The organism is Pedobacter sp. AC464, assembly GCF_979253075.1.
In genome coordinates this window covers 1,129,589-1,148,297 of record NZ_CEEDBV010000001.1, presented here as the reverse complement: position 1 = coordinate 1,148,297, position 18,709 = coordinate 1,129,589, and the positions used below count along the sequence as shown (strand labels likewise).

At 40.6% G+C, this 18,709-nt stretch carries 12 protein-coding genes and 1 tRNA gene; 10 read left to right on the top strand and 3 right to left on the bottom strand.

Going from position 1 to position 18,709, the window contains the following annotated elements:
- Positions 1–53: 53 nt before the first annotated feature.
- Positions 54–126, bottom strand: a tRNA-Lys gene (locus AC0IWT_RS04915).
- Positions 127–289: 163 nt separating this feature from the next.
- Positions 290–1,285: a LacI family DNA-binding transcriptional regulator gene (locus AC0IWT_RS04910; protein WP_471796235.1), complete on the bottom strand. Its 996-nt coding sequence runs from the start codon at positions 1,283–1,285 to the stop codon at positions 290–292.
- Between the two features lie 337 nt (positions 1,286–1,622).
- Between AC0IWT_RS04910 and AC0IWT_RS04905 the strand changes: the two genes are divergently transcribed.
- The 6 genes from AC0IWT_RS04905 (at position 1,623) to AC0IWT_RS04880 (ending at position 11,868) form a co-directional block, all read left to right on the top strand.
- Positions 1,623–2,972, top strand: a complete 1,350-nt coding sequence (locus AC0IWT_RS04905) for an MFS transporter (protein WP_471796234.1) — start codon at positions 1,623–1,625, stop codon at positions 2,970–2,972.
- Positions 2,973–4,169, top strand: a complete 1,197-nt coding sequence (locus tag AC0IWT_RS04900; protein WP_471796233.1) for an amylo-alpha-1,6-glucosidase — start codon at positions 2,973–2,975, stop codon at positions 4,167–4,169.
- Complete coding sequence (locus AC0IWT_RS04895; RefSeq protein WP_471796232.1) at positions 4,166–5,080, top strand: carbohydrate kinase family protein; 915 nt, start codon at positions 4,166–4,168, stop codon at positions 5,078–5,080. The genes AC0IWT_RS04900 and AC0IWT_RS04895 overlap by 4 nt, the downstream gene beginning before the upstream one ends.
- A 107-nt stretch (positions 5,081–5,187) precedes the next feature.
- Positions 5,188–8,211 carry a SusC/RagA family TonB-linked outer membrane protein gene (locus AC0IWT_RS04890; RefSeq protein ID WP_471796231.1) on the top strand — a complete coding sequence of 1,008 codons (3,024 nt, stop codon included), beginning with the start codon at positions 5,188–5,190 and terminating at the stop codon, positions 8,209–8,211.
- Positions 8,212–8,230: 19 nt separating this feature from the next.
- On the top strand, positions 8,231–9,739 hold the full coding sequence (locus AC0IWT_RS04885; protein WP_471796230.1) for a RagB/SusD family nutrient uptake outer membrane protein: 1,509 nt from the start codon (positions 8,231–8,233) through the stop codon (positions 9,737–9,739).
- A 92-nt stretch (positions 9,740–9,831) separates the two neighbouring features.
- Positions 9,832–11,868 carry a glycoside hydrolase family 65 protein gene (locus AC0IWT_RS04880; protein WP_471796229.1) on the top strand — a complete coding sequence of 679 codons (2,037 nt, stop codon included), beginning with the start codon at positions 9,832–9,834 and terminating at the stop codon, positions 11,866–11,868.
- A gap of 61 nt (positions 11,869–11,929) precedes the next feature.
- Here AC0IWT_RS04880 and treF read toward each other — a convergent pair whose 3' ends face one another.
- Positions 11,930–13,516 carry an alpha,alpha-trehalase TreF gene (gene treF, locus AC0IWT_RS04875; RefSeq protein ID WP_471796228.1) on the bottom strand — a complete coding sequence of 529 codons (1,587 nt, stop codon included), beginning with the start codon at positions 13,514–13,516 and terminating at the stop codon, positions 11,930–11,932.
- A gap of 131 nt (positions 13,517–13,647) precedes the next feature.
- Between treF and AC0IWT_RS04870 the strand changes: the two genes are divergently transcribed.
- Genes AC0IWT_RS04870 through egtB form a run of 4 tightly spaced genes read left to right on the top strand, consistent with a single transcriptional unit; the run spans position 13,648 to position 18,709 of the window.
- On the top strand, positions 13,648–15,036 hold the full coding sequence (locus AC0IWT_RS04870) for a mercuric reductase (protein ID WP_471796227.1): 1,389 nt from the start codon (positions 13,648–13,650) through the stop codon (positions 15,034–15,036).
- A gap of 3 nt (positions 15,037–15,039) precedes the next feature.
- Positions 15,040–15,996 (top strand): ABC transporter ATP-binding protein, encoded by a 957-nt coding sequence (locus tag AC0IWT_RS04865; protein WP_471796226.1) that lies wholly within the window; start codon positions 15,040–15,042, stop codon positions 15,994–15,996.
- Positions 15,993–17,561, top strand: coding sequence for an ABC transporter permease/substrate-binding protein (locus AC0IWT_RS04860; protein WP_471796225.1), 1,569 nt, complete (start codon positions 15,993–15,995; stop codon positions 17,559–17,561). Before AC0IWT_RS04865 ends, AC0IWT_RS04860 begins: the two co-directional genes overlap by 4 nt.
- Complete coding sequence (gene egtB / locus AC0IWT_RS04855; RefSeq protein WP_471796224.1) at positions 17,561–18,709, top strand: ergothioneine biosynthesis protein EgtB; 1,149 nt, start codon at positions 17,561–17,563, stop codon at positions 18,707–18,709. The genes AC0IWT_RS04860 and egtB overlap by 1 nt, the downstream gene beginning before the upstream one ends.

Here is an 18,709-nt window from a genome sequence, read left to right as displayed (position 1 = left end):
AAACCTGCAAATGTTTGATTTGCAGGTTTTTAGCGTTTTTGACATTGATTTTGTGATCCCGCTGGGATTCGAACCCAGGACCACTACATTAAAAGTGTAATGCTCTACCAGCTGAGCTACGGAATCATTCCTTTTGTTTAAGGAGGTGCAAATATAGAAATTAATTTCATCCATGCCAATGTTTTTTTTAAAAAACTTGCGAACACATTTCAAGTCCTTTTAAATGTGCTGTTTATGTTCGATAAAGAGTAACGCTACAGTACGTGTCGATGTCGTTCAGCCATTACTTCTACATAGAACCGCCTACAACCAGTCTGGATTCATCAACAATTGTTTGCGCAAAAGAACTTCCTGCAATGCAACGCATCATTCTGTTAAAAGATAATTTACCCAAATTATAGCCACTTGTCTCTGCAAAGGTGATTTCCGGGTAAAAGAGCAGCGGAATCATGCCATCACTAATTGCAATAACCCCTAAATCTTTCGGCGCTTGCAAACCCTTTCGCTGAATAGCCTTCATAGAACCAACTAAAATTTCGTCGCTCATGCAAAATACTGCAAATTTCCTCCCCACATATCCCGGTAGGGCAGCGAGTGTAACCTGTTCGGCTTCATCTGTACTTGTTGCATAAAGTATTTGCAGGTTCACGTCTTCCCCTTGCCCAATTACAGAACTGAACTTTTCAAGTCGGGCCTTGGTAATCGACATGTTTTTATCTCCAAAAATGGCCATCACATTCTTTATGCCCTTGTTCATTATTTCTTCAGCAGCAATGCCAGCAGCATGTTCATCGCCAACACAAATTTTGTTGCAGGATTCATATTGCGGAACTTTATCGAAAAATATAACGGGTATTCCATGTACATCTAACTTCAAGAAAGGTGCAATATCTGTGGTTTCTGAGGTAATTGCAATGAAAATTCCGGACACCCGTTTGTGACGGCAACTTTTTAAAATTTCCTGTTCAATTTTGGCATCGTTAGATGAGCGGTAAATAATTACTGAATAACCAAATATTCTCGCCTCTTCTTCAATTGCACTTATAAAAGAATGGTAGAAGAAATTAGATAGGCTCGGCACCACAACGGCAAACTCCTTACTGCTATGCGTACGCAGATTTACCGCATAAGGGTTTGGGTCGTATTCTAACAAGTCTGCAAGCTCATTGATTTTCTTTTTCGTTTCCAACGAAATGTCGGGATGATCTTTTAACGCCCTCGAAACAGTTGATATACTCACATTTAACCTTTCAGCAATCTTCTTCAAAGTTGGGTTTTGGTTCATGGCTTATTATTTGGTTACTCAAATATAAGTTTTCCACAACAAACATTTCCGCAAATGTTTTCGCAAACGTTTGCGGTTAAAATTTATGTTATTTGATGGTTTTCGTTTGATTATAACCTTATCTTCATATAACCCAATTGACTGAAACTCATCACTTAGAGATTTGTGAGTAGTTTTAATCAGTTTAACCAAATATAAAACCTAGAAAAATCTACAGTCATTCTTTGGCTATAGTCCCTATTGAATCAGAATTTATGAGAAATTTAAGCTTTTACGCCTTTATTTTGAATGGCACTGGTTGGCAATCAGTTGTTTATAAAACCTATCAACTCTCAGTATGATAATTGCTCAAGCAGAAAAGACTCATAATTTTTCCTCAGCAGTGAAATTGAATTTTGCTTCGATTATCACTATGAACCTTGGTTTTTTTGGTATACAATATAGTTTTGGATTGCAACAAACCAATATGACACCCATCTATTCGTATCTGGGTGCAAATGCCGATCAGATTCCGCTGTTAAATTTGGCAGGACCAATGACTGGTCTAATCATACAGCCGATTATCGGCGCAATGAGCGATAAAACAACCAGCAGGTTTGGTAGAAGAAGGCCTTATTTTTTAATAGGAGCGATAATATGCAGCATCTGCCTGTTCGCAATGCCATATAGCAGTTCTATTTGGATGGCCGCTGGGATTTTGTGGATCTTAGACGCCGGAAACAACATTACTATGGAGCCATACAGGGCTTTTGTGAGTGATAAATTACCTTCCGAACAACATGCCCTCGGCTTTTTAACGCAGAGCTTTTTTACAGGGTTAGGGATTACACTAGCCAACTTAACTCCCGGTATCTTAATCGCTGCCGGATTGATAAGTATCCATTCACGAAGTGGAAACAACATTCCTTACACCACATACGCAGCCTTTTTTATTGGTGGCATTGTTTCCATTGGTTCAATCATGTTCAGCTGCCTTAAAACAAAAGAGGTTCCATTGTCTGCCACCGAAATCGCAAAAATCAAGGCCGAAAAAGGCGGTGTTGGCGTAATTTTTAAAGACATTATCGGTGCTTTCAAAGTAATGCCATCTACCATGAAGCGATTGGGCATTGTTTACTTATTTAATTGGTACGCCATGTTTGTTTACTGGCAGTTTATTACGCTTTGCCTGGCTAAAACCATTTACAAAACTACCGATGCTGCTTCCGATGGTTTTGCATCCGCACAGTTGCTTACCGGAACCGTTAACGGGGGTTATAACGTAGTTACCTTTCTTGTTGCATTTCCGCTGGCTTTTTTTGCAAGAAAAATAACGGCGCAAAAAGTACACCTGATGAGTTTAGTGGTTGGAGGGACGTCGCTCATTTGTTTACCCATGCTCCATAATCCGGCTTTGTTATTTATTCCAGTTGTTGGCTTAGGCGTGGCCTGGGCGAGCATGATGGGTACACCGTATGCCATGCTGGCCGGAAGTATTCCGAAAGACAAAACCGGGATTTTTATGGGTATTCTCAACATGTTTATCGTATTGCCCATGTTGCTGGAAACAATCACATTTAAATACGTTTACAAATATTTTCTAGGTCATAATCCCGAAAATGCAATAGTTTTTGCCGGCACATTAATAATGATTGCCGGAGTTATGGTTTTGCTGATTAAAAGAACAGACAACTTAGCCGCAGTATAAATGGTCGACTCAAAAGCATATAGAAAAGCATTAGACCTGTTGCAACAGGCATCAACTCCTAAAGGGTTTGTTGCTGCCGTGCAAGAATTTGATAACTATAAACGTGTGTGGACCAGAGATGGCATGGTTACATGCATAGCTGCCTTACTTAGCGGCGAAAGCAATCTTATTCAAACTGCAAAAACTACTATTGAGACGCTTTTTAGCAACCAGCACAAAAATGGCTTTATGCCATCCAATGTTTCAGCAGATGGTTCAGTAAGTTATGGTGGAACATCGGGCAGGGCAGATAATCCATCGTGGGCGGTTATCGGTTTGTGCGCTTACTCGCTGGTAACTGAAGACCAAACGCTTTGGAATAAATACCAAAGGGAGGTAGAGAAATGCTTCGAAGTATTGGAAGCATGGGAATTTAATGGAAAACACCTAATCTATGTTCCCCAAAGCGGCGATTGGGCAGATGAGTACATCCAGCACGGCTATATTTTATTCGACCAGTTGCTTCGCCTTTGGGCGCTGAAATTATGCGCAAAGCTGTCACCAAATCAATACCGGAATGAGAAAGCAAGGCAAATTACCAAAGCGATAGAAACAAATTTCTGGAATGTTGATGGAAAGGCGGACGCTTATGCACCAAATCTCAGCCATCAGCTTAAGGGCTCATCAGCAGCGTTCTGGTTAATGGGTTTTAACCCTGCCAGGGTTTATAAGTATTTTGATTTACAGGCAAATGTATTCTGTCTTTTATTAGGCATCGGTAATGAAGAAAACAATCGTAGTGTGATTGAATTTTTGAAAAACTTTAATGATGGTAAGCAATCGATGTTACCCTCATTTTACCCAACGATAGCAGAAGATAGTGCAGATATGAATGAGCTTAGAAATAACTATGCTTATTCGTTCAGAAATAAGCCTGGTTATTTTCACAACGGAGGCTTATGGCCGGTTTGGAATGGATTTCTGTCTGCGGCTTTAAGTTTTAACGGCGAACATGACTTTGCAAAAGCTATTTTATCTGCTGTGCACAACTCAAATGCAAGCGCAGATTTCTTTAACGAATGTTTGCAAGGTTTTTCGCAACAGCCCTGCGGTGTGCCAAATTGTACATGGAGCGCAGCCGGTGCTGTAATTGCCGAACAAGCCTTGGTTAACGATCATTTTAAGCAGCTTTTTACTTTTAACGAATTTGAATTATGAAATTGGCTAATGATATTTCAGCTAAAAAGGTGTTGGTAGTGGGCGAGTTGCTTGTCGATCTTATTTCGGAACAAAATATAGAATCACTTGCATTTTCATCAAATTTTTCAACGAATCAGGGTGGAAGTTCTGCAAACTTATGCGCCAACCTAAAATGGCTTGGAATAGATACAGAATTAATTGCCACTGTTGGCAACGATAATTTAGGCGCTTTTCTTATCAATGAACTAAAAACAGCTGGTTTATCAGATACTTATATAAACCGTTCTGCCGATAGGCAAACAAGCGTAATTTTAGTAGCCAAAAGCGAATTAACGCCCGATTTTATCCCTTACCGCAGTGCCGATCTTGCTATCAAAAGAATAGAAGATAGTGCTATAAATTCATCAGGAATAATACATACAACTGCGTTTGCCTTAAGCAAGGAACCTGCACGCAGTAACATTCTCTGTGCCTTTTCAAAAGCTTGTGCCTTAAGTAAATACATCTCGGTAGACTGGAATTTTGCCCCAGCCATCTGGCAGGAGGATGATGGTAAAGATGTTTTCAAAAAGCTGATGAAAATGAATCCTCTGCTTAAAATAAGTGTAGATGATTTGGAACGCTTTAGCGGAGAAAGCTTGACAATCGAAAGAGCGCTGGAATGGCTTGATAAATTAACGGCCCAGGTAATTTGCCTCACCTGCGGAAAAGATGGCGTTTGGTTTAAAGCAAAAAATGAGCAATGGAAACACAAACCTGCGCTTTCCGTAACATCCGTTGTTGGCGTAACCGGTGCCGGAGATGCTTTTTGGTCTGGCTTTTTATCTGCGTTCATAAATAATATTCCCGTTGATGAATGCATCACTAAAGGCCTGGAAATAGCCAAACTAAAAATTGAAAAACCATTTCCTTTATACAAAAATCAATAACCTATTCATCTATTTAAGTAAACAAAATATGAAACATCGACCGCCTTAAACGTTAGTGCCATTCCAAAAAAAAATAAAATTTTTCTAACCAATTAAATAAATCTAATATGAACATGACTTTACCAGGCAACTTGTCTGTTTTGCGTACGAAACAGAAATTGTATGCATTGAAGAAGCTTACGGCTTTGAGCTTCCTTATGGTTTTTTTAAGCACGGCGGCTTTTGCGCAAACTGTGGTTAAAGGTATAATTTTCGACAATGATAAGTTGCCTTTAGCTGGCGCAACGATACAAGTTGCCGGCACAAATACGAAGACACAAAGTGATGCAGAGGGCAAATATCAAATTACGGTTCCATCTCCAACATCAAGATTAACAATAAGCTTTGTTGGATTTGAAACTCAAACGGTTAACGTTAATAACCAAACGATGATTAACGTAACAATGAGTTCTTTAAATAACCTGGATGCTGTGGTGGTAGTTGGTTACGCCTCAGTTAGAAAAAGCGATTTAACAGGTGCAGCAACCACGGTCTCCGCTAAAGACTTTAATAAAGGTCCGTTAAACGCACCCGACCAGTTAATACAGGGCAAGGTTGCCGGCGTACAAATGATTAACAATAGCGGTCAGCCGGGCGGCGCATCTACCGTAAGGATTCGAGGTAACTCTGCCATTACCGGAACAGGGCAGCCGCTTTATGTTGTAGACGGGGTTGCGTTGGATGGCCGTTCAGCAAGGCCATCTACCAGTGCCGGTATTGGAACTGCACCAGATGGTAATCCATTAAACTTCATTAATCCTGCAGATATCGAATCGATGGAAATTTTGAAGGATGCATCGGCAACTGCAATCTACGGGTCGCGTGCAGCTTACGGCGTAGTTTTGATAACTACTAAAAGAGGTAAATCTGGCGATACGAAAATTGATTTCAGTGCCTCAGCTGGCGTAAGTGAGATTGCAAGACGGGTAGATGTGCTCTCAGGTGATGAATATCGTGCCGCTCTTTCAAAATACGGACTAACGAATGGTAATTTCGGTTCGAGCGTAGATGCGCTTGATGCGATTACCAGAACGGCGTACAATCAAAATTATTCTGTTGGCGTAAGTGGTGGTGCTAACGGAAACACCTTCCGTGCATCGCTTGGCTATCAAGATCAACAAGGTATTATCAAAACAACCGATTTCAAAAAATATAGTGCTGGCTTTAACGGAAACTTTAAATTTCTGGAGAGTAAAAAATTAGGTCTTGATATTAACATGATCAGCAATCAATATCTTGAGAAAATTGCTCCAATCACAACAGATGCTGGTTTCACCGGAAGTTTGATTAGCCAGGCATTATCCTGGAATCCAACACAATCTTTTTACAACCCTGATGGAAGCTTATTCATCGATTATGGCTCTACAACGATAAATCCATTGGCTGCTTTGGCTGCTAATAACGATAAAACTAAAGTGTCAACCATTTTAGGAAGTGTTTCGCCATACTACAAGATTACGCCATGGCTTGAATACCGTATGCTTGCAAGTGTTAATTATAGCACAGGTATCAGAAGGGCATCAACGAGAAGTACTTTAAACCTGCAAGGCATTCAGCCTGATGGAAATTTCTTAGGTGGCTATGCCAGTTATTCTAACACTGAATTAATAACCCAACAGTTTACAAATACTTTAAACTTCAATAAAGAGATTGTGAACAAATTAAATTTAAATGCTATTATAGGTTATGAATATTCGAATTTCATGAACAAGGGAACGGTAAATACCGCTACCGGTTTCGGAAATATTGACGCAGACTACACGGATGCTTTCCAAACAACGGCGCCAGCAAATCGTACCTTTTCAGCATTTAACAACCCAACAACAGAATTGCAATCTTATTTTGCCAGGGCAATTTTTAACTATGATAACAGGTATATTTTAACGGCAACCTTTAGAGCTGATGGTTCTACCAAATTTGGTAAGGCTAACCGCTATGGCTACTTTCCATCATTTGCAGCCGCATGGGACATCAAAAAAGAAAGTTTTATGGCTAACGCAACCTGGATTGACCAGTTAAAACTTCGTGTTGGCTATGGTAAAACAGGTAATCAGGACTTTCCTTCAGGCTCTGCCCAACAACGCTATGATTTTGGCAATTCCAATGGTGCACCAACCCTGGTTGCAATTAACAACGCAAATCCAAACCTTAAGTGGCAGTCGGATGAGCAAACCAACGTAGGTATCGATTTTGGTTTATTGAAAAACAGGCTAACAGGTTCAATCGATTATTTTCATAAGAAAACAAACGATTTGCTGTTTCCACAGATTTCATTCGTGCCTGCAGTTGGTGGGAATGTGCCTACCTGGGTAAACCTTCCCGGCCAGATCATTAACAAAGGTTTGGAGTTAACGATTAACGGAAATATTGTAGAAACAGACAACATTTCGTGGTCTTTGGGTGGTAATGCAACTTTTATCAAAAACAAGGTTCAGAACATCTCGGGCATTATTAAAACCGGTTCGCTAAATGGTCAGGGTTTAAGCGGGGTAACTACAGAGGTTATACAAAACGACTTGCCATTATTCGCGATGGTGACCAGAGAATATAAAGGGCTCGATGCAAATGGATTTTCTATTTACACAGATGATGGTTTTACAAATTATTACGTTGGAAATCCAAATCCGAAAGTAATCATGGGCTTGAGTACTAACTTCAGATACAAAAAGCTATCGTTTACAGCAAATTTTAACGGCGCATTCGGACAAAGTATTTATAATAATACAGCCAATTCTGTTCTGGCAATTTCCAATCTCGGTACAAGAAATATTTCTTCTGCTTTAGTGAGTTTACCTGTTCAGGAATCATTGGCTAATCCAATCGCTGCATCATCAAGATATATTGAAAAAGGTGATTATTTGAAACTGGCTAATGCAACGCTAAACTACAATTTTGGCAACATCGGTAAATCAATCAAATCATTAAATATTTATGTTAATGGCCAGAATTTATTCGTAATAACAAATTACACAGGTTTTGATCCAGAGGTTAACGTGAATAAGAGTGTGAGTGGTGTGCCTTCGGCGGGGATAGATTATACAGCTTATCCAACAGCCAGAACTTTCAATTTCGGTGTTAATTTTTCTCTTTAAAAATTAAAAAAATACAAACATGAAAAATAAATATATTATCGGTTTTGCTGTGGTGGCCTTAAGTTTTTCGGGTTGTACCAAGCTAGATGAAAACCTAAACGGCCAGGTAAGCAGTGCAGGTGTGAGTGGGGGAAATGTTTCGAGTTTATTGGGTGCAACCTATGCGGCAATGATTGGCCCATACCAGGCGCCATGGAATTGGTCTGCTCTGCAGGAAGTTACTACAGACGAGCTAATTGTACCAACGCGTGCGGGCGATTGGGATGACAACGGCGCATGGCGTTCACTTCATTTGCATAAATGGGCACCAGACCATTCAAGAATATCAGACGTTTTTAGAGATTTAAATAGTATCTCTTACGTTGCTACGAGCGTTTTAGGCGCTAGTCCGGCCCCGGCGCAGGCTGCACAAGCGAGGTTTTTACGTGCTTTTGCTCAATTCTCTATTTTAGATGGATGGGGACAGGTTCCCTATAGAGATGCCGGAGAAGACGTTACTAAACCATCGCGTGTTAGAAATGCAGCAGATGAAGTTGCTTATTTGATTGCCGAGTTAACTGCTATAATACCTGATTTGCCGGCCGGACCTGCAAACGTAGCCAACAAAAATGCAGCTAAAACATTGCTGATGAAGGTTTATTTAAACAAAGGTACATTTTTAAATCGTACTGCGCCAACGTTCGATGCGGCAGATATGGCTAAAGTAATTTCTTTAGCGGATGAAATTGCAACCGGGGGTTATGTTTTAAGTGCCAATTATTTCGACAATTTTTCGCCTACAAACGATATTCTGTCTAAAGAAAACATTTTCACAGCCCAAAACATTGCGGGCTCGTCTGGCAGTGATTTGGATGGACAATGGAAATGCACAACCCACTACAACCAAAACCCAAATGGCTACAATGGTTTTTCTTCGTTATCGAACTTCTACAATAAATTCGAAGCCAGCGATAAAAGAAGAGGAGGTTCCTACACCGGACAAACAAATATTTCGGGCATCAGAGTTGGCTTTCTGGTTGGTCAGCAATTCGATCAGAATGGCGCTGCCTTAAAAGATAGAAAAGGTAATCCTCTTGCATTTACACCAGAAGTGGCAATCATCGAACGTGATCCTAACCACCTTGAAGTTGCAGGCATTCGGGTAATTAAATACCCGATTGATTATGCAAATACGGGTTCTAAAAAACCAGATAACGATTGGGTTTACTTCCGTTATGCTGATGTTTTGTTGATGAAAGCCGAGGCACAATTGAGAACTTCTCAGGCTCCTGCAGCCTTAACTTTGGTAAACTCGATTAGAACGGTTAGGGGCGCATCTGCATTAACTACATTAACGCTTGATGTTTTGCTGGATGAACGTGGTCGTGAGCTTTATTGGGAAAGCTTTAGAAGGCAGGATTTAATCCGGTTCGGAAAATTTCTTGCAGCATGGCAAGAAAAACCAGCAAGTGAAGCTAAATATTTAGTTTTTCCAATTCCTGATAACCAACTTGGTAATCCGAATTTAATTCAAAATACAGGTTATTAATTTCAATAAATTTTAAAAGCCAGAGGCTGTAATCGTTTAACAAATTTCGATTTGCGGGCGGTTCAGCCTCTTGTTTTATAAAGCCAGTTCCTATGAAAAGATGTTTACTCTTGCTTTTATTTGCGATTACTGCGCTAAACTCCAGCGCTCAGGATCCGTGGAAGATTAGTGCCGACCAGATCGACCCAAATCATTATTTCGGAATTACCGCTGCCAACGGCATGATTGGAATAGTGTCTTCGCCCCAACCTTTTAAAGTAAAAAATGTTGTTTTAGCCGGAACTTTCGATACTTATGGCCGTGGCCGCGTTAGTAATTTTCTCAATGGTTTCAACCTGCTTAACATGTATCTCGAAATAGATGGCAACCGATTAGATGAAAAAAATACGGGCAATCTGCAACAGCAGTTAGATATGAAGCATGCAGCTTTTACAACTCAATTGTCATTCGGAAAAAAGGCCAGTATAAAATATACTTATTATGCATTGCGGCACTTGCCTTTTACAGTCTTAATGGATGTAACCATTACCGCAAATGAAAATTTGAAACTTACCGCGGCAAGTGTAATGGAAACGCCGGATGCGCTACGGGATGTAGAAAATTACTATAACGAAATAGACAGGCCACACGTTACGTTGAGCTTGCTCACTTCCACGGCAAAAAGCCCGACAGGCAAATTGCAATTGTGTGCATCAAATAGTTTTCTTTTTGGAGAGCAACACGGGCAGGAACCCAAAATAATCCACGAAATGTGGGATAACAACAGTCATTTGATGAAGTTTAGTAAAGCACTCAAAGCCGGAGAAAGCTATACTTATTCTGTAATTGGGAGTACAATCAGTTCTGCTCAACACGCCGACCCGCTGAATGAAGCCGAGCGAATGACCATCTTTGCAAAATTAGAAGGACACGACCGCTTACTTAAATACCACAACGCAGCCTGGGATGAATTTTGGCAATCGGATATCTTAATTGACGGCGACCCACAGGCACAACGAGATGTTCACAGCATGCTTTATCACCTCACTTCGTTTTCCCGTGCGGGAACTTCTTATTCGCTTTCGCCGATGGGCTTATCCGGCTTAGGCTACAATGGTCACGTTTTTTGGGACACTGAGATTTGGATGTTTCCCGCACTACTGGTGCTTCATCCTGATATCGCAAAATCATTAATCGAATACCGGTTTGAGCGATTGGAAGCAGCAAAACGAAATGCCTTTGCTCACGGCTTTAAAGGCGCAATGTACCCATGGGAAAGTGCGGATTCAGGCGTAGAGGAAACACCGGTTTGGGCGCTAAGTGGTCCTTTTGAGCATCACATTTCGGCAGATGTTGCACTTGCCGCCTGGAATTATTTCTGCGTAACGCAAGATAAGGTTTGGCTAAAAGAAAAAGGCTGGCCTATTCTATCTCAAACTGCCGAATTCTGGGCAAGTAGGGTAGAACGTAACGGAATCAATCATTATGATATTAAGAATGTAGTTGCCGCTGATGAATGGGCAGAAAATGTAGATAATAATGCCTTTACAAATGCTGCAGCAAAATTAAACTTGAAAAATGCAAACCTGGCCGCCGGTATATTAGGCTTGCCACAAAATGCAGACTGGGCTTTGGTTGAAAAAAACATTCCCGTGCTAACTTTTCCGGATGGCGTAACAAAAGAACATGCCACTTACAATGGTGAAGGCATAAAGCAGGCCGACGTAAATTTACTAGCTTACCCTTTAAAGTTTATTACTGATAAAAAACAAATTCTAAAAGATTTGGCGTACTATGAAACCCGAATTCCCGATGCTGGTACACCTGCGATGACGCATGCCATCTTCGCACTGTTGTACGCAAGAACTGGGAACGCAGAAAAGGCTTATCAATATTTTAAAGAAGCTTATCAACCTAATCTTAATCCGCCATTTCGCGTTATAGCCGAAACTAAGGGTGGCACAAACCCATATTTTGCAACAGGAGCCGGCGGCGTTTTGCAAAGCGTGCTTATGGGCTTTGGTGGTTTAGATATTACAGGGAAAGGAATCATCCAGTTACCGGGAGCTTTACCTTCAAAATGGAAATCATTGAAAATAACTGGTGTTGGTGTAGAAAAAAAAGTATTTTCTGTAAATCAAAAAAACTAAATATTTTAATGAAACTTGTCTGGAGGGAAACCCAGACAAGTTTAACTAATAACAATCGATTTTACTTTTTTAAAAGCTTTAAGAGTACACCATTTGTCCAGCCGAAGCCATCCTGCAAAGGATACTCTCCGCCACCACCTTTGCTTGAGGTTTCAACGACATTGTATTTTTCCATCAATTTCCCCGTCTCTTTAAAAACAGCAATGTTGTGTTTAACCCACCTGTTGGTTATGGTGTCGGCCAGTGTATTGTAGCGGTAATTTCGTAATCCCTGAATGCTGATGTATTGTAGTGGCGCCCAGGCGTTCGGGGCATCCCATTGTTCTTTCGTTGTTGTCAATGTAGAGATTAATCCGCCAGATTTTAGGAAATCCCTTTCAATTCGTTTTGAAACTTCTTTAGCCTGGCCCGCGGTAGCGAGTTTAAAATAAAGCGGAAAGGAAGCAGCCAAAGTAATTTGGTTTGATAGGCGTTTAGTTTTCCAGTTGTAGTCTGTAAAGAAGTTTTCGCCGGGATTCCAGAAATATTTTAAAATGGCAGCCTTTCGTTTGCTGGCTTTTGCAGAGAATAAAATAGCCCTCGCCTCATTGCCGGTTTCTTTATTTGCCTGTGCAATCGCCATTTCCAGATTGTAAACCAGCGTGTTTAAATCAACCGGGAGTAGATCTGTAGTTATAATCTGATTAAAACTCTTCCCATCAGCAAACCACCTGCTACTAAAATCCCAGCCAGATTCTGCTGCAGACCGCACGTTACGAAGAAATGCTGAGGGCGCTTGTTTTGTGTGCCTGGCGGCCTCAAAGTCTTCCCGGTAAGATTCCTCACGGGGTTGGTCGCCCGCGTCGTAATATCGGTTTAACAATGTTCCATCTGTCAATTTTACGGTGTGATTTGCTGCTTGTCCGTTTTTCAACCCGGCGGAACCTTTCATCCAGAATTCGTACTCCTTCTCAAGTGCCTCTTTATAACTGCTTAATTTTGTGCTCTTGTTGTTTTCGGTAAATAGCTGAACCATGGCCGCAAAAAAAGGCGGTTGCGATCGGGTTAAATAATAACTTCTATTGCCGTTCGGGATAAAACCATATTTATTTATAAGGTAGGCGAAATTATCGATCATATCTTTCATGATATCCGTTTTCCCTGCCTTTTGCAACCCGAGCATTGTAAAGTATGAATCCCAATAATAAATTTCACGAAAACGGCCGCCTGGCACAATATAGGGTTTGGGTAAGGGGAGAAGAGAAGTTTGAAATTTAGATAGGGTATCAGGGTTTCGTTTAAGAACTGTCCAAAGCGTATCTAAATGCTTTTCTATACCTGCATTTATATCTGATTGGTAAACGGCATTATGGTTTTGGGGCATGGAGAAATGTGCGTCTGCAAAAGCTTTTATGCTGAACTCTTTTAAATCTTTTTGGGCTTTGTAGGCCGCCATAATTTCCGCAGGTTGCATTTTAGGAATTGCATCGGCGAAGGATTTACTATCAGGATAAACTCTTGCCATTTGAACCTGCTCAAACAGGCCCGGGTAAGTTTGCCTCGGACTCAGTTCCTTTTGTGCAAATAACTCATTTGTAAATAACAAAAGACAAGAAAACATCATCGCTTTGATGTAACAATTCTTTGGTTTTTGTTTTTGCTGGCTCATATTATTATATTTAGAACTAAAGCTAGCAATTTAACCTTAAAGTTTATCGGTTGTGCATAAATTGAAACATTGAGTCGATATTCAGGTTATGCTTAAGCGTTTTGGGTAATCTGTCCCGCAAAAAAAAATAAATGATGAAACACTTTGATGCAATAATTATCGGGGCTGGCCAGGCTGGTGTGCCTCTAGCGAAAAAACTGGCTTTGGCAGGGAAAAAGACTGCGATTATAGAAAAAAGATTAGTGGGCGGCACCTGTATAAATGATGGCTGTACGCCAACCAAAGCAATGGTCGCTTCCGCTAAAATGGCCTTCAGTGCCCGTAAATCTGAAGCGCTTGGCGTAGAAATTGGTTCTGTTAAAGTCAATCTGAAAAAAATTAAGCAGCGTAAAGATGCTATCGTAAAACAGTTTAGAACATCATCAGAAGAAGGAATTGAAAAAACAAAGGGCTTAACTCTTTTTATGGGAGAAGCCAGTTTCAGTGGAGAGAAAGAACTTAAAATTATTTTAAATGCTGGAGGTGAGGAGACCCTGACTGCCAACTGGATTTTCATCAACACGGGTGCCAAAACAGCAATTCCAGATATCGAAGGCCTGGATGAAACCAACTTCCTAACATCCACAAGTATTCTCGAGCTGGAAAGCGTACCGGAACACCTGGTTGTTATTGGTGGTAACTATATCGGCTTGGAATTTGGGCAAATGTTTAGCCGTTTTGGAAGTAAGGTTACCATTATAGAAAAGTCAGAATCCATATTGTCGAGAGAGGATAAGGATTTATCGGCCTCCTTAACAGACATTCTTCAGGCCGAAGACATTGAAATTATTACAAACGCCGAGGTAAAGCGCATCTCAGAGAAAAGCAAAAATGATATTAGTATCGAAGTGAAATCAGGTAGCGCAGCCAAGCACGTTAAGGCAAGTCATGTTTTAGTTGCAGTTGGCAGAGTGCCACAAACTGAGGCACTAAATCTTAAGGCCTGTGGCGTAAAGACCGATGAAAAAGGGCATGTGATTGTGAATAACAAACTGGAGACGAATGTGAAAGGAATTTATGCCTTAGGCGACGTAAAGGGTGGCCCGGCATTTACACACATTGCCTATAATGATTATACAATTGTTTTCAGGAATTTGGTTGAAGGCACAAATTATGGCATTAACGACAGGCCAGTGCCCTATTGCATGTTTACAGACCCGCAGTTGGGCAGGATTGGCTTATCAGAAAAAGAGGCAAAAGAACAGAAACTGAATTATAAGGTTGCTGTTTTGCCAATGTCGAACGTTGCCCGTGGTATAGAAACGGGTGAAACACTTGGCTTAATGAAGGCAATTGTAGATGTGAAAACTAAGAAAATTTTAGGCGCCGCAATTTTAGGTTCCGAAGGTGGCGAAGTGATGTCTGTTCTGCAAATGGCTATGGAAGGTGGCATTACCTACGATAGAATTCGCTTTTGCGTTTTTGCCCATCCAACTTATTCAGAGTCTCTGAACAACCTTTTTATGAAGATTGAAGATTAAGTAATGATTGAGCTCAAGCAAGTAAGTAAAAAATATGGCGATACGATAGCCGTTAATAAAGTGTCTTTCAAAGTTGAGGAGGGTGAAAATCTGGTTCTGCTCGGCACAAGTGGCTGCGGCAAAACGACTACGCTAAAAATGATAAACCGATTAATTGAGCCGCACGAAGGTCAGATTTTGATTAACGAAGCCGATATTCTGCAACAAAATCCGGAAAATCTGAGGCGTGGCATAGGTTATGTGATGCAAAACATAGGACTTTTTCCACATTATACCATCGAAGAAAATATTGCAGTTGTACCTAATTTGCTAAAGTGGGAAAAGAAAAAAACTGCTGACAGGATTTATGACTTGTTGAAGAAACTTCATCTGCCGGAAAACATCTTACAGCTTTTTCCCAGTCAGCTTAGTGGTGGCCAACAACAACGAATTGGTTTGGCAAGAGCATTAGTTGCCAACCCCGCGATATTATTAATGGATGAACCCTTTGGCGCCCTCGATAATGTTACCCGGGCAAAAATTCAGGAAGAATTTAAAGAGTTGGAGGAATTAAAGCGAAAAACAATTGTGATGGTAACCCACGATGTGCTTGAAGCTTTCGAACTTGCCGACCGGATTTGTTTGATGGATAAAGGTGAAATTATGCAAATTGGCACGCCAAAGAATTTGTTATTTAAACCGGCGAATGATTTTGCCAGGAAATTTTTAGACGGCCAGCGCCTGGCGCTGGAGTTTAAGGTTATTAAAATATCTGACCTCTGGCCCAATCTTCCAAATGCCGCGAACAATGATGCAAAAGCCTTAAACCCAGCGATGACTATCTGGTCGGTTATGGAAATGCTTTCCTCAAAAGGCACAACAGAGCTGAGCTTCGTTAACAAAAACGATGAACGTAAAGTGGTAAACTTTAACGAATTATCTAAAGCTTTTAATGAATACAAAAAACATTTGCAGCCATGAGTGAGCAGCAAACATTGTGGCAATTCATGTCCATGGAATCGGATAAATTGCTTAACCAAACTTTACAGCACATCGGCTTAACCTTCATTTCCTTGCTCTTCGCAATTGCCATAGGCTTGCCTCTGGGTATTTTAATTGCCCGGAAAAGAAAACTGTCGGGCACCGTTTTAGGTATTGCCGGAGTGTTACAAACCGTTCCGAGCATCGCTTTACTTGGGTTTATGATTCCCCTTCTGGGCATAGGCGCTAAACCAGCGATTGTAGCGCTGCTTATCTACGCTTTGTTGCCAATTATTAGAAATACTTACACCGGGATTATTGGTATCGATAAACACATTACCGAGGCTGCAAAAGCGCTGGGGATGAGTAAATTACAGATACTACTTAAAATTGAACTTCCATTGGCAATGCCGGTTATTCTGGCTGGGATACGAACAGCTACTGTAATAAATGTTGGCGTAGCCACGCTTGCTTCTTATATTGCTGCGGGTGGTTTGGGCGAATTCATTTTTGGAGGCATTTCGCTTAACAATACCAATATGATTTTGGCGGGGGCAATCCCAGCGGCGCTCCTCGCTATTATATTGGATGCGCTTCTTTCAATCATTCAACGGCTTGATTTTAAAAAACTTCGAAGGGTTTTAACGGCTTTTCCTGTTGCTTTGGTTTTATTTTTTGCGTTATACATTTTACCTTCTGCATATGGTTCAGGTTTAAAAGCCGGTTTTACGCCAGAATTTATGGGTAGACAAGATGGGGATTTGGGATTAAAATCTGCTTACGGCCTTAAAATACAAACGGTTGTCATTAGCGATGCTGTGATGTATCAGGCTGCTTATTCGAAAGAGCTGGATGTAATTAGCGGCTATTCTACGGATGGAAGACTGAAAGCATTCGACCTGAAAATTTTGAAGGATAATAAGGGAATCTTCCCTCCGTATTATGCAGCGCCAATTGTGCTGCAGTCTTCCTTAAAAAAACTGCCCGGACTGGAGGATGCCTTAAATCTTTTAGCCGGTAAAATTACAGATTCCATTATGACGGATTTGAATTACCGGACCGACTATCTTCACCAAACACCGACCCAGGTTGCAAAGGACTTTCTGATTAAAAATAAGCTATATAAAACTCCACGCAATGGCAATATGGGGATCGTAAAAATTGGTTCAAAAATTTTTGGCGAACAATATATTCTCGCAGAGATTTACAGCATGCTTATCAAAGGAAACACAGATTATCAGGTAGAAACGAAGACAGGTTTAGGCGGAACAAAAATATGTTTCGATGCCTTAGTAAACAATCAGATAGATTTTTACCCTGAATATACTGGCACCGGGTTATTGGCAATTTTGAAACCTGATGCTAAACTTGTTACAAAAATTTCGTCGGATAGGGATGAAACTTACCGCTACGTGAGTGCAGAATTTTTGAAAAAATATAACATTAAGTGGTTAAAACCAATTGGTTTTAACAATTCATATGCTTTAATGATGAGGCAAAAACAATCGGCCCAGCTAAATGTTAATACCATTACAGACCTTAAGAATTATCTCGATAAAAATTAATGAATCTTGTTGAAAAATACCTGAGCATCAGAAAGTATTCTGAAGAACTTTGCCAGCCCTTACAAACCGAAGATTATGTTGTTCAGCCAGTTGTGGATGTTAGTCCGCCTAAATGGCATTTGGGCCATACCACATGGTTTTTCGAAACCTTTATATTGAAAGCATTCTCGCCAGGTTACCAGGTATACGATGATAATTATAACTTCGTTTTTAATAGCTATTACGAAACTATTGGCAATCGGGTTATCCGCACAGACAGAGGGAATCTTAGCAGGCCCAGCGTAAACGATATTTACAAGTACCGGAGCTATGTGGATGAAGCGATGGTTAAATTCTTATCAGATGAAGTTAGAAACGATGTTTATGAATTAATAGTCTTAGGCTTTAATCATGAGCAACAACATCAGGAACTGCTTTTAACCGACATCAAATTTATTCTTGGAAACAACCCATTGTTTCCCGTTTATCATGAGCAGAAAACCGAAGTTTTAAGTTTATCGCATAACGAAAGTTTTTTAACTATCGAAGAAGGCGTTTACGATATTGGCTTTAATGGTGAGGGTTTTTGTTTTGATAATGAACTTAACCGGCATAAGGTTTACTTAAACAATTTTTCGATTAGCAGTTCGCTGGTGTCTAATCAGGATTATATTGCATTTATCGAGGATGGCGGCTACAAAAATTTTAATCTTTGGCATGCCGAGGGTTGGGACTGGGTGAATACCAGTCATATCGACGCACCGATGTACTGGCATAAAATTAATGGAAGCTGGCACAATTATACACTTCAGGGATTAAAAGTAGTAGACCCAAATCAGCCGCTAACACATATCAGCTATTATGAAGCCTATGCATTTGCCAGCTGGAAAGGTATGCGTTTACCCACTGAGTTTGAGTGGGAAGTTGCGGCAAAGCATTTTAGTTGGGGCGAACGATGGGAGTGGACAGAAAGTGCATACCTGCCTTACCCGGGTTTTAGCAAAGCGCCAGGGGCAATTGGCGAATATAACGGCAAATTTATGGTCAACCAGAAAGTTTTGCGGGGCGCATCCATTGCCACACCAGAACAACACAGTCGCATAACCTACCGAAATTTTTTTCATCCTAATTTAAGATGGCAATACACGGGTATTCGCCTTGCTAAATAA